At 41.1% G+C, this 13,705-nt stretch carries 7 protein-coding genes and 1 tRNA gene; 4 read left to right on the forward strand and 4 right to left on the reverse strand.

Features of this window, described 5'->3' with window-relative positions; translation table 11 throughout:
- Positions 1-56: 56 nt before the first annotated feature.
- From HXT38_RS01675 to purT, 3 genes are all read right to left on the reverse strand, one after another.
- Complete coding sequence (locus HXT38_RS01675; protein WP_421791949.1) at positions 57-3,812, reverse strand: phosphoribosylformylglycinamidine synthase; 3,756 nt, start codon at positions 3,810-3,812, stop codon at positions 57-59.
- A gap of 142 nt (positions 3,813-3,954) precedes the next feature.
- Positions 3,955-4,737 carry a phosphoribosylaminoimidazolesuccinocarboxamide synthase gene (gene purC, locus HXT38_RS01680; protein ID WP_004105967.1) on the reverse strand — a complete coding sequence of 261 codons (783 nt, stop codon included), beginning with the start codon at positions 4,735-4,737 and terminating at the stop codon, positions 3,955-3,957.
- Between the two features lie 175 nt (positions 4,738-4,912).
- Positions 4,913-6,196, reverse strand: a complete 1,284-nt coding sequence (gene purT / locus HXT38_RS01685; protein ID WP_415696152.1) for a formate-dependent phosphoribosylglycinamide formyltransferase — start codon at positions 6,194-6,196, stop codon at positions 4,913-4,915.
- Positions 6,197-6,335: 139 nt separating this feature from the next.
- Between purT and HXT38_RS01690 the strand changes: the two genes are divergently transcribed.
- Positions 6,336-6,411 (forward strand) — tRNA-His (locus HXT38_RS01690).
- Between the two features lie 178 nt (positions 6,412-6,589).
- On the opposite strand, the gene HXT38_RS01695 is transcribed toward HXT38_RS01690, so the two are convergent.
- Positions 6,590-6,760: a hypothetical protein gene (locus HXT38_RS01695; protein WP_421791951.1), complete on the reverse strand. Its 171-nt coding sequence runs from the start codon at positions 6,758-6,760 to the stop codon at positions 6,590-6,592.
- Positions 6,761-6,874: 114 nt separating this feature from the next.
- On the opposite strand from HXT38_RS01695, the gene HXT38_RS01700 reads away from it, so the two are divergent.
- From HXT38_RS01700 to HXT38_RS01710, 3 genes are all read left to right on the forward strand, one after another.
- Positions 6,875-10,606 (forward strand): Rib/alpha-like domain-containing protein, encoded by a 3,732-nt coding sequence (locus HXT38_RS01700; protein WP_421791953.1) that lies wholly within the window; start codon positions 6,875-6,877, stop codon positions 10,604-10,606.
- A gap of 218 nt (positions 10,607-10,824) precedes the next feature.
- Positions 10,825-12,513, forward strand: a complete 1,689-nt coding sequence (locus HXT38_RS01705; RefSeq protein WP_421791955.1) for a SpaH/EbpB family LPXTG-anchored major pilin — start codon at positions 10,825-10,827, stop codon at positions 12,511-12,513.
- 89 nt (positions 12,514-12,602) lie between these two features.
- Entirely contained in the window at positions 12,603-13,616 is a 1,014-nt protein-coding gene (locus tag HXT38_RS01710; protein WP_421791957.1) for a class C sortase, read from the forward strand.
- The last annotated feature ends 89 nt before the right edge of the window (positions 13,617-13,705 follow it).

Below are 13,705 nucleotides of genomic sequence, written 5' to 3' on the forward strand. Positions count from 1 at the left end.
GTAATCGTCGAATTTGTAGTTATTTTGATACAAGTTTTGCAACTGTAAACTAAAGCTTATGCAGTGAAATATTCAACGCCAGCTTCAAACAATGGTTGCTCATGGAAATCAGGAATATTGACATACAAGTCACGACCTGCGCGCTCGCAATGTCCCATTTTTCCAAAAACTCGACCGTCTGGGCTTGTAATACCTTCTACTGACATCATTGAGCCATTAGGATTTACGTTTAAGCTCATACTTGGTACGCCATTGCTGTCAACATATTGTGTAGCTATTTGACCGTTTTTAATAAGCTTTTCCATAACTTCGTTAGTAGCAATAAAGCGACCTTCTCCATGAGAAATTGCAACAGTATGCATGTCTCCAACTTGCGTATTTGCTAACCATGGTGAAAGATTTGAAGCAACTCTAGTGCGAACAATCCTACTTTGGTGTCTGCCAATAGTGTTGTAGGTAAGAGTTGGGCAGTTAGAATCCATAGGAACAATATCTCCAAAAGGAACCAAGCCCAGCTTAATAAGCGCTTGGAAGCCATTGCAAATTCCAAGCATTAAACCGTCACGATTATTAAGCAAGTCACGAACTGCGTCTGTTACTGCTGGATTCCTAAAGAATGCTGTAATGAATTTCGCAGAACCGTCCGGCTCATCGCCTCCGGAGAAGCCTCCCGGAATCATTACAATTTGACTCTTTTTAATCTCTTCAACCAATTTCTCAGCTGATTGTGCAATATCTTTTGCGCTTAAATTATTAATAATAAGCGTATGAGCGTCTGCTCCAGCTTTTTCAAAAGCAGCTTGCGTATCGTATTCGCAATTATTTCCAGGGAAAACCGGGATAATAACGCGAGGATGCGAAAGCGGCTTTAGTTTTCCTATGTGCATGTGATTTGTAGTAGAAACATTAGTTTTGTTATTAATAGTTTCTACAATCTCGCCAGGCTTTTTGTACGGGAAGATTGAGGAAAGTTCGCTTTCCCAAACCTTTTGCAAATCACTTAAATCAATTTCTTCGCTATTTGATGAAGTAATTGCGTAATTTTCAGTTGTTTCGCCAACAATCTCAACGTCAACCAAGCTTGTATTAGCTAAAGATGGAACTTCAGCGTCTTCCTTGAGTTCAACGTAGAAGCTTCCATATGCTGGCTTAAATAAATCATCGTCGCTTAAATTGTTGAATAATTTAAGACCAATATGATTTCCAAGCGTCATTTTGAATAAGCTTTCTGCGCTAGCACCGTAGCCAGGAGTAGATATAGCAAGAGCTTGCTTGTTTTTCGTAATATTTTCTACAATTTCTAGTGCTTTCAGGAAGCTTTCTTTTTCTGGAGTGATTCCGTCGGATTTATACTTTGGAGCAATACGTATAACTTTATGATTTACACCCTTAAATTCAGGTGAAACAGTTAAACGTGCGTTTCCGGTAGAAACAGCAAACGAAATCAAAGTTGGTGGCACATCCAGATTCTCAAAACTGCCGCTCATAGAATCTTTGCCGCCAATAGCACCAACTCCAAAATCAAGCTGTGCACTTAAAGCACCAAGAACTGCTGCAGCTGGCTTTCCCCAACGCTCTGGAATATCGTGAGGCTTGCCAAAATATTCTTGCAAACTCAAGTAAGCACGTTCGCGCGTGAAACCGCTAGCTGCTAGCTTTGCCAATGATTCAACAACAGCAACATAGGCACCAGTGAATTGGTTTTTTTCCATTAAATACGGATTAAAGCCCCAAGCCATTGCGGAAGCTGTGTTTGTTTCGCCAAATACTGGGAATTTAGCAACCATAGCTTGAGCAGGAGTAAGCTGACGGCGACCGCCAAAAGGCATAAGCACAGTAGCAGCGCCAATAGTAGAATCAAATCGTTCAGATAAGCCTTTATTTGAAGCAATATTAATATCCGAAACTAAGTTATGCATGCGCTTTTCTAACGGCAAATTTGACTGATTCTGCCATGGAGTTTCGTAAGATTCTCCACTTTCAATATGCAGTATCTGCTGTTTTGGAGCGCCATTAGAAGCTAAGAATGCTCTGCTTAAGTCAACAATGGTTTTTCCACGCCAAGTCATTCGCATTCGCGCTTCTTCAGTAACAGTCGCTATTATTTCTGCTTCAAGATTTTCTTCACGAGCATACTTCAAAAATTCTTCAGCATCACTTGACGCAACGTCGACAGCCATGCGCTCTTGAGATTCAGAAATAGCAAGCTCAGTGCCATCGAGACCTTCATACTTTTTAGAAACTTTGTCGAGATTAATAGTTAAGCCGTCGGCAATTTCGCCAGTTGCGACAGAAACGCCGCCAGCGCCAAAATCGTTGCAACGCTTAATAAGTTGGCAAGCATCCTTGCGTCGGAAAAGTCGTTGGAGTTTTCGCTCAATAGGAGCATTACCTTTTTGAACTTCAGCTCCGCACTCTTCAATACTTTCAACATCTTGAGCTTTAGAAGCGCCGGTAGCACCACCAATGCCATCTCTGCCAGTGCGTCCACCAAGAAGAATAATCACATCGCCAGGAGCTGGAGTTTCTCTGCGCACATGGTCGGCTGGGGTAGCGGCAACAACCGCACCAACCTCCATACGTTTTGCAACATAACCCGGATGATAAAGTTCATGCACTTCGCCAGTAGCTAAACCAATTTGATTTCCGTAAGAAGAGTATCCTGCGGCGGCAGAAGTTACGATTTTTCGCTGTGGAAGCTTACCGTTTAAAGTCTCGCTAATAGGCGTGCGTGGATCTGCAGCACCAGTTACGCGCATTGCTTGATACACGTAAGAGCGTCCAGAAAGAGGATCGCGGATGCAGCCACCAATGCACGTTGCAGCTCCACCGAAAGGCTCAATCTCTGTAGGATGATTATGTGTTTCGTTTTTAAACAGGAATAGCCAATCTTCGTCGTGACCGTTTACGTCCACTTTAACTTTTACTGTGCAAGCGTTGATTTCTTCTGACTCGTCCAAATTTTTAAGCTCGCCAGTATGCTTTAAGTATTTTGCGCCAATAGTTGCCATATCCATAAGGCAAACAGGCTTATTTTCGCGATTTAGTTCTTTTCGCAAATCAAGATAACGGCTAAATGCTTCTTGAACAGTGTTATCGTCAATAGAAATATCTGTAAGCTCGGTGCCAAAAGTCGTGTGACGGCAGTGGTCGGACCAGTACGTATCAATAACGCGAATTTCTGTAATAGTAGGATTTCTATGTTCTTCACAGAAATACTTCTGGCAGAACTTTGCGTCAGCCAAATCCATTGCCAAACCGCGAGTATTAATAAAGTCTTGTAATCCAGCTTCGTCTAAATCGTTAAATGAGCTAATTACTTCTACATCAGATGGTACAACTGCTTCTCGCTGTAAACTTTTTACCTCATCAAGTGAAGCTTCTCGCGCTTCAACAGGATTAATAACGTAGTGTTTAATATCGTTTAGTGCTTTTTCGTCAAGATCACCTTTTAAAGCGATTACTCTAGCAGTGCGCACTGTTGGACGTTCGCCTTGACTAATAAGTTGAATGCATTCGCTAGCAGATTGCGCACGCTGATCGAATTGACCAGGCAAAAATTCTACAGCAAATACGTGCTCGTCGGTTTCAATAGGCAAGTAATCGTAAGTATTATCAACTGGAGGTTCGCTTAATACTGTTTGCACAGCATTGTCGAATAAATCTTTGCTGATACCTTCAACGTCATAACGGTTAATAATTCTTGCGGAAGTAATCGCGCTTATGCCAAGAATCTCCCTAAGCTCATGTAAAAGCTGTTGCGCTTGAACGTCAAAACCAGTGCGTTTTTCCACATATACGCGAAATACCACGAGAAACCTACCTTGTTGAATGTGCGGTATGAATGCAGTGTTTATTGTTGTATTGGTTTTAAATTATAAATATTAAATTATTCAAAATCACATTAAGAATGCATGTGGCTCGCACCCTTAAAGGTACGAGCCACAACAATCATTATCGTTCTACGCAATCGTCAGGTTTGCGCACAGAAACATCCAAACCTTCGCTTTGAGCTAAAGATGCAAGCCTATCGTGAATTTCTTCATAAGCAGGAATGATGTCGCCTAAATCGCGCCTGAACAAGTCCTTGTCCAAATGACTTACTCCGTTCGTACCAGCATTGCGCTTATCCCAAAGTCTGCAAGTATCAGGAGTTATTTCATCAGCGAGAAGAATATTTCCTTCGGCGTCCACGCCCTCTTCAATCTTGAAGTCGACAAGCTGAACATCAATCTTTGAGAAAATATCCAACAAAGCATTGTTAACAGCATGAGCTTGACGAGTGACTTCTGCTATTTCTTCATCTGTTGCTAATCCAAGAGCCACAACGCCTTCAGGATTAATAAATGGATCACCAAGCTCGTCGGACTTTACGCAGAACTCCAACAATGGCTTCTTTAAAGGTGTTCCTTCTTTAACGTTATAACGTTTTGCAAAAGAACCTGCAGCAGTATTTCGCATAATAATTTCCAGTGGGAACATGCGCATACGCTTTACAAGTTGTTCAGTATCGGAAATTCGTCCGAGGAAGTGGCTTTTTACGCCGCGCGCCTCAAGTAAATGGAATAGTAACGAAGTAATCCGGTTATTTAAACTGCCTTTACCTGCAATCTGAGCTTTCTTCAGACCGTTACCAGCTGTTGCCTGGTTCATGTATTCAACCCATAGCACATTGGTGTCATCGGTAGCATACAGTTTTTTGGCTTTGCCTTCGTACAACTTCTCAAGTTTTTCCATGATATGCCCTCTCTTATGTGCATTCACAGTTGTAGGCGCAAACCAACAATATTTGTAGGTTTACCTGACCTTTGCCAGCACGATTAGCGTAACAATTGTTACCTACAAAATTTCCCTTCGTGCATACTGTAAATTATTATCTTTTTTAACTCCTATGCCTTAATTTTCAATGTATCTAAGCATTTGTTTGTGTAGTTTTTAGCGAAATGGCGACGCGTGTCGCATTTTCTCTAGCTTCTTCTTGCGTTAATCCAGTAGCTAAAGAAACTGCCATGCGTCTGTGACCATGTACAGAAGGCTTAGCAAAAATACGCAAGTTGCATCGATAATTTTCGCCAGATTGCAAAGCTTGAGCAATATTCGTAAAACCAACAGATCCTTCCGCCTTAATAACAATGGCGTGACTTGCTGCAACTTCATTATTTTTCAAAGAAAGCTCAGTATAGTTAGCTGTAACTGGAACTCCCAAAATAGCCAATGCATGCAATGCAAATTCACTGTAATGCTGCGAAATCATAGTTACCATGCCAGTATCGTGTGGGCGAGGTGACAATTCATTAAAAAGCAAAGAGCCATCAGTAAGCACGAATAATTCGACTCCATAAACGCCCCAACCTGCTTCGCCAGCTTCTTGCGCAATATCAGTCAAACCTTCTACAGCGCGCTTTGCAATATCTTTCGCATTAGTGCGGATCGATTCAGGAATATTTGCAGGCTGCCAAGATTCTCTATAGTCTCCGTCTTGCTGACGCTGAGCGATCGGCTCACAAGTAGTAATTCCTGCGCAAGAGCTTATTGTAAGTACTGTAAGCTCATAATCAAGCGGAGCTAAAGCTTCAACAATAACGCGTGAACACTCATTCTCATGACCAGCTGCTGCACGCCTGCCATGCTGAGCTTCATTCCAAGCTGCAAGCAAATTTTCAGAACTACGAACTATTGACTGACCGTGACCAGAAGAGCTCATAACAGGCTTAACTACACAAGGATATCCAACTTTTTTAGCTCCATCCTCTAACTCTTCATAAGATGAAGCGAAACAATACGGTGTAGTAGACAGTCCTAAATCTTCGTGCGCAATTCTACGCAAGCGCTCGCGATCCATTGCAATCGCGGCAATATCTGAGCTAGGAACGACTTGAATATTCTTTTTAGCAGCATCTTTCAAAACTTCAGTAGCAATAGCTTCAACTTCTGGAATAATAATGTCAGGATTCACATTTGAAATAAGTGCTTGCAATTCTTGCGGATTCGACATATCTAGCACGTGGTATTCGTGAGCTATTTGCATTGCAGGAGCGTTTTTGTAGCTATCGGCAGCGCATACTCGCACGCCTAATCGCATAAGCTCAATCGCAATTTCCTTACCAAGCTCGCCAGATCCAAGAAGAAGCGCGGTTGTGTTGTTACTGTTTTCAGTTACGCCAAATATGCGCTGATTTTGGTCAGAAAAACTCATACATCCATTGTTGCATTTGCCATTGTCGAATAATTGATGTTGTTACTACGACGCGCCGAAGTGTGTTGCGCTAGCATAAATCGAGGAAATCGTGTATAGTATCCCTTTGTTGTGTGATTCAATTCGTTTCGCGCACATGGTGGCTATAGCTCAGTCGGTAGAGCATCTGATTGTGGTTCAGAAGGTCGCGCGTTCAAGCCGCGTTAGCCACCCCACTTGAACGGCAGGTAAATATCTGCCGTTTTTTGTTTTTGGATTGCAATATTTTTTGCCTATAACCCGCATATAACCCCGAATTTAGGAATTTTTACGAATATTAGGAAATTTGCAAATTTTACTTGAAATTTTTCATGGGGGGGGGGTATAACAACGTATGTGCTTAGCAGTAGTGCACTACATTATCTTGCGTTTAAGTTTTTGGCGTGAATTAGCCTGCTGATTTTGGGCATGATTATGCTTGCTTGCGTTCGTATCGACGTTTGCTTTGGTGGTTTGTGATATTTCGCGCTCATTTGCTGCTGATAATGCAGTGTGCTGCACCCCGGGCAATGCTTGTTGATTCATAAAACCAACAGGCATGAGTATTCGAGCAGCTTTTAGATTTTAAGAAATCGAGGCGTTAGAATGTTACGGCTTCACGGCTGTTTCTCTAACCTTATACGTATAACTTGTAGTTTTATGAATTGTCATCATGCGCTTGATGATGTTAACGGTTCTGTAACTTTACAAAAATCTAAAAGGTGCACTAAAGGGTGCTCTATTGCTAGCGCTTCTAAGTTGTATTACATTCGTCGCGCGGCTCTTGCGTTGATTGTTGCCGTGGCGACTATTCTTGCTGTTCTCGTTGTGCCAGCTAAGCCTGCAAGCGCTGCGCAGGTTATGTGGTCATATGCTGGCCATGGATATTTTACTGCTAATGGTAATAGTATTGGTAATGCTGTTGAAAATATGGATATTGAGCCAAGTATTACCAAAGACTCTAATGGTACTCATGTGAAGTATGAAATATATTTTAACTATGCTTTTAAGGAGAAGTTAAATCCTCAGCCTAGACAGCGTATTCCAGCGCGACCTACTTTTTATGTAGATCTTCCGAAACAGCTTATTGCGGACACTATTAGAGTGCAAAGAGATAGGCGAAATGTTTACGAGAAAAAGTGGAATGACTGGACAAGTCAGAATGATAAAGGCATCCCAGAAACAATGAAAAATTGGGATAAGTATTGGGGCTGGTCTAGAACAATTTCTCGTTGGCATTATACGTATGGTAATAGCGATTTTAATGATCAGTGGGAAGATACTGTTGGTAATGGTCATTTTGGCTGTGGGTATAATCAGGATACTGATCCTACAGCGCGTGATTTTACGAAGAAATATAGTTTATGCGAGATAAAGAAGTGGCATGACAATGGCGACTTTGGTATAATGCTGCGTTCGTTTGAGAGTGCTAATTCTACGACTTGCTACCGTTGGATTATTACTGCAGATGTGCCAGATGGTACTGATATTCGTTACATGCCTATTATTGCTGGATATCAGGCTACTAATGCTGAGTCTCATGAGCGTGATTATGCAACTTATGGTCCTTATGATCACGATGGTGATGGCGTACCAGATAACGTGGAGTGGGATAATAGTACCGATCCGAATAAGCCTGGTGGATTGCATTTTGAAGAGTCGGAGGATTCACAGCCTCGTGAATCTTCTTCTGTGAGAGCTTATACTGATGATGGTCACTGGCAAGAGAGTTATGATGATTACCACAATAATAAGGGTAGTTTTGTTCCTGATTATGGCAGTGACGGTAAAAGAGGTAAGCTGTACAATCATATTCCTAAGAATCTTACTTATTCTATTGATGGTAACGCTTATTTTGATAACAATAAGGGATCCAATGCTCAAGTTACTTTTGATGATCCTAATAGTCCGAAGCCAGAGCCTTTACAACAAGGTCATGCGTGGATTGACAAGTCTACAGGTAAAGTGTATTTTAACCCAGCAGACTCGCATAAGAATCATACAGTTTATATACCGATTAAGGTAACTTATCCTAATCCAAGTAACTACAACTGTAATCATCCTCAGCCTTTTTCAGAGACGGTTGTCGCTAAATTCAAAGTTTGGCCTATGTCTCATTTTTATAAGCCTGTGTATCCAGATTATGATAAAAAACAGGTGCAAGCTGGAAAATCAATTACGTCGGTTCCAGAAAATAAGGGGATTACTAAAGGCGATTTTCCGAAAGGTACTAGGTTTGAGCTTGGTAAGAGTAATAAATATTCTAAACCAGTGCTTTCTTGGTCAAAAATGACTAATACTAGTACTGGTGAAGTAACTTTTACTCCGAGCAAACCTCAAGATCCTAATAATTACGATACTCCTGTAATTGCTCACTATCCTGATGGCTCAAGTAGTACGGATAATGGGCAGGTTTATGCTCACGTTAAAGTAACGCCACTTACTGTAGGCAATAACGATTTAGGTTTTTCTATTGCTGAGGGTGCAGGTATGCACGATTTCGGTAGTAACTATTCCGACCGTATTACTTATGGTTCGTATCATACGGATCATTACACGAATCTTGATAAAGATAAGCAGATAGATGGTAGTAAGCTTCTTATACCTGACGCGTGGTCTGCTAACAATAAGTCTCCGATTACATTCCGTGCTATTTGCCACGAAGAAAATAAGGATAATTATACGCTTCTTAAATGGGATGAAGCGAAAAACAGGTCTGTCGGTGAGGTTAACGGATTAAAGTTTACAGCTTTTCATCAATGGAAAATCGCTACGGAAGACGAAGAAAACAAGTGCAGGAATAATAAAAACTGTAATCTTAATGATTTTAAGTACTCGTATTTAACTAAAGATGAGTACAACACGAATACTATGGCTCGTTCTCGCGCGATTATTACTGGAACGCCTAGGAAAAGCGGTAAGTACGAGTGTCGCGTGTTTGCTTTTAACAATGCTGTTAGTCTTAAGAATTTCGATGACATAATTGTCAATGATACTGGCGGAAGTGTTGTTTATAAGAAAATGCTCTTTGCTAATTATGGTACTAAGGGCGAGACTAAGGATTCAAAGGGTAAAGATTGGAATGATCAAACTTTAAAGTTTAGTGTTAAAGCTTCTTACGCGCATAGGAATAATCCTAGTTACGTGCCATTGAAAGTGAAGGCTGGTGAATATCATGCAAGCCTTACTAACGGTTATAAGAATGTTACTGATGTGCCTAAGAGTAAGAAAGGTGCTAATAATGCTACTCATCAGGATGATATAGAAGAAGGCGCGCTTCCAGACGGCACTTGGTTTGAGTTTGATGAAAACCAGTATAAGAAAGATAATTCTGGTTGGTATAAGAAGGATAAGGGTCATCCTTATGGAATGTCTTTCTACGATAATGGTCAAGATAATAAGCCTAGCGATGGTGGGAAGACTGGTAAAAACCATGGTACGGGTGATGGTTCTCACTATGGAGTGATGTCTTTTAAGCCGCTTAAGTGGCAGAAGCCTGGCGTGTATAAAATTCCTGTGATCGTACATTATCCGGACGGTTCAAAGTCTACGGATAAAGATGCTGGTAATGGGGATGGCATAAGTAAACCAAATCCAGTGTACGCGCAAGTGACAGTGGATCCTATGGAAGGCGATGATATAAAGCTTCGAGTGCTAAGGTCAGATTCTCCTGACGCGCCTGATATTAGTGATACTGATGGTCAGTTTGGAAGTGGTAGCGGTCTTACCATTATGAGTGGCATGAGTCTTATGTATAGACCGTTTATTGACGCTTGGTCTACAAAAGACGTGTGGAATAGTGGTAATAAAACTGAGAAGAAAATAGGCTTGGAAGTTTTATGCGAAAATGATGACCGTGATTTTGTTTCAAAACTTGCGGGTATGAAAGCAAGTAATCCAATTACATGGAGTCATATTGATACGTACTCCGAGCGTGAGAAATGTAAGAATAATTCTAATTGCAACGCGCAGCATAAATTGTATAGCTATAACGCTAAGGATAATCCGAATAATCCGTTCGATGCTGCTCAACGTACTACTGCTACGCTCGATGGTATTCCAGAAAAAACTGGTGACTATCAGTGCGTTGCTTGGGCTTTGAAACCAGAAGCTAAGAAATCTTTTGATGGTATGAGTAATCATCATGGTGCTAAATATGATTTGTTGAATGAAGTTTACGGTGATCAGTACACCAGGGGTAAAGATTACGAGTTTAAGACTTTCATGATTCACGTTGTGAAACCATTCGCGCTGCCAAAGACCGGCGGATGCGGCTGGAATGCGTCTTTGTGCGTTGTTTCTGCGATGTTGTCTAGTTTGATTGCTGCTGTGTTTGTAATGGATCAAACTAAGCGCGGTCACGAGTTGCTTGGAAGGTGGCGACTCGTATGAAGCTTTTCTACTGGGTGCATGTTTTTGATGCAAAATCTCATGGAATTTTGGAGCGTGATATTGCAACATAATATTCCTAAACTTAAAAAATTTACTCATTTATGAGCAAATTGCGTGAATAATTCGAAATTCGGTTAAAACCGATAAACAATTACATACTTACATCAAAATTTCAAAACTTTTAATTGCTGGAAACAGCATTTATGAAAGGAATGAATATGAACAAATTCACTAAACAATGCGTGGCGGCATTCGCCTCGCTCGCAATGGCTGGCACGCTGTGCGTTGCCGGTGCTGTGGTGGCAAACAACGTAGCATTTGCTACGGATTCGACTGCAGCAGCTGCTGATGCTGATGCACCTTGGAATGCTGCCAATAAAGATAGAAAGGGTTCCATCAAGATTACAAAGTACAAGGATGAAACCGATGAGAAAGGTAATCAGAAGAAAGCAACTCCTGTTAAGGGTGCAAAGTTTAAGGTAACTCCAGTTGTCAAACTAGATGGTACAGCTATTGATCTTAAGAAGTATGATGATTGGCTAAAAGTTGCTGCTAAGGTTACAACTCTTAATACAGATCCTGGCTCTTTGCCATCAACTGATTTAGGCACTGCAATATCAGACAACTCAAATACAGGCAATGATAAGACTCTGTTTACAACAGGCTCTGATGGTAAAGTAACTGTTAGCAATCTTCAAATCGGCTTATACAAGGTTGAAGAAATAAGTGTTCCAGATGGATACGAAAAGCTTCCGCAGCCATTCTTTATGACTATTCCACAAATCACCAGTGGTAAAAAAGGCACAGAATATGATTACAATCCAACTGTCGATCCTAAGAATGCATATACTAAGGATGCTATTAAGAAGACTGTTGATACTACAGGAATGGTTGGTACAAAGGATGATTTGCCATATACCATTTCAACTTCTGTAGTTACAACTAGTGGTACGCCTGTTAAAGATCGTAAGGCTGATGATTATCAGGGCTTTGCTGTGTGGGATGACGCGTTGAAGTCTGCTTATGATTCTAGTAAAGATGTAGTTAAAAGCGTTAAGATTGGCACTACGGAAATTAAGAATTCTACCGGTAAAGAGGATAAGTATAAGGTAGCGGTTGCTGCAACGCCTGATGATAATACTCGTCAGCGTATTACCGTATCGTTTACAGATGCAGGTCTTGGCGAAATTGCTACTGCTCTTAAGACTTCGCCAAATGCAAAGTTAACTGTTGCGCTTAAGTTCACTCTTAAGGCAGATGCTCCAGCTGGCGAACTTATAAACAAGTATGGTTATCAGCCAGGATATAAGAAAGGTACTCCTGACCAGGATAAGCCAAAGCCTGTTAATCCAACTCCAAATCCAGATTCTAAGGTAACTCTTGTCAAATTCCAGATCAAGAAGATAAGCAGTACTGACGGAAAAGCTATTAAGGGCGCTAAGTTTGCTGTGTTTGCAAAGCCAGATGATGCAAACGCATGCGCGGCTGACGCTTCTCGTACTGATGCTAAGTGCAAGAACAAGTCTTCTAAGGGCTTTGCTGATACTGAAACTGCTGATAAGACTGGTTTGACAGCAGCTGGATTTGAAGCAAAAGTTGGACAAAAGTTCTACGTTGTGGAAACTAAAGCTCCAGACAACTATGTTTTGGCTCCAAAGGTTGAAGAAGTTACTATTCCTACGACTTACTTAACAGACGCTAATTATAATAAAGATTCGAAGACGTTTGTTTACTCGTTCAAGGATGTTCCAACGAGCAATAATAGCATTGATCACTGGTTCAAGCTTCCAAAGACCGGTGCTTATGGCGTGTTTATTTTCGCTATCGCTGGCATTGTTTTGATTGCTGCAAGCGTGTTTATTTACACTCGTAACAATCGCAAAGAAGAAGATAAGCAGCGCGCTTAGTATTCTTCTAACGTAAATATATTATAAAAAACTCAGGGGGTTGGGCGGTATTTGCTTAGCCCCCTGTTTTACTTTTTGGAAGTGGATTTATGAGTTTTACTAAATTTGCAAAAGCTTGCCGCAGCAGCTTAGAGAGATTAGTGCGATTAGCAGGCTTACATATTCTTAAATCCACTCCCAATGAATCGTCTGCAAACGAATCTTCTGCAGACTCAGATTCTGCAAATCCCAAAAAATCTGTTTTTAAATGCGTTATTGAACCAATCATTCTGGCGCTAGCTGCAATTCTATGCTTCACCTACCCAGTGGCATCAACACTGTGGAATAATCACGTGTCTAAACAAATTTCCATAGATTACGACAAAGTAACTTATAATCAAGCCGCTAGCGTGCGACAATCTATTCTAAAAAGTGCGCGAAAATACAATGCGCGCAGAAAAAAAATTTTTACAGCCGATCCGTATGATGGTAGTGACAATTACAAAAAAACAGCAGACTATAAGTCATATATCAAACAACTAGACGAACCAATGGGAATTATGGGAATCATAAAAATCCCAAAAATAGGCGTAAAACTACCGATTTATCATGGTGCTTCGCGCGATGTTCTAGCTCGCGGAGCAGGGCACTTGTATGGCACAGATTTGCCAGTGGGCGGTAAAAACAGGCATACTGTTATCACAGCTCATACTGGTTTGCCTACAGCAACCATGTTTGACGGTTTAATCGATATGAAGCGTGGAGACTACTTCTACATTGATGTACAGGGCTATACAATGCGCTATAGGGTGTTTCGCATTAGTGTTGTAGACCCGCATGATATTAGTTTGTTGCAGCGTGAAAAGGGTCGCGATTTAGCGACGTTGCTTACGTGTACGCCGTATGGCGTGAATTCGCATAGATTGCTAGTGACGGGGTATCGTGTGCTGCCGGATCCAGCGCATGCTCCAGAAGATCATCTTCAGTGGCCATTCTGGATGACTATGTTCCTTATAGCATTGATAAGTTGCGCGGTGGTTCTTGCCACAATGATTATTGCTATAGTTCGAAAACGTCGTAATAATAATATTGCGCCGCAAGGAATGCATATTTGTGAAAAATAAATACATGATTGCTTATTGTGAAAGAAAGAAGTGATATATCAACGATTTATCAGTTGATGAAATACTTGAGGAATGTGCATCATATTAGC

The sequence above is a fragment of the Gardnerella sp. DNF01157 genome, from assembly GCF_049244225.1.
In the GTDB taxonomy this organism is placed as follows: Bacteria; Actinomycetota; Actinomycetes; order Actinomycetales; family Bifidobacteriaceae; genus Bifidobacterium; species Bifidobacterium leopoldii.

Excerpts from the sequence above, each read along its gene's own strand:
- HXT38_RS01695 (WP_421791951.1), bottom strand. The coding sequence starts at position 6,760 with ATGAATCAACAAGCATTGCCCGGGGTGCAGCACACTGCATTATCAGCA.
- HXT38_RS01700 (WP_421791953.1), top strand. The coding sequence starts at position 6,875 with ATGAATTGTCATCATGCGCTTGATGATGTTAACGGTTCTGTAACTTTA.
- purC (WP_004105967.1), bottom strand. The coding sequence starts at position 4,737 with ATGGAAAAACTTGAGAAGTTGTACGAAGGCAAAGCCAAAAAACTGTAT.
- purT (WP_415696152.1), bottom strand. The coding sequence starts at position 6,196 with ATGAGTTTTTCTGACCAAAATCAGCGCATATTTGGCGTAACTGAAAAC.
- HXT38_RS01710 (WP_421791957.1), top strand. The coding sequence starts at position 12,603 with ATGAGTTTTACTAAATTTGCAAAAGCTTGCCGCAGCAGCTTAGAGAGA.
- HXT38_RS01705 (WP_421791955.1), top strand. The coding sequence starts at position 10,825 with ATGAACAAATTCACTAAACAATGCGTGGCGGCATTCGCCTCGCTCGCA.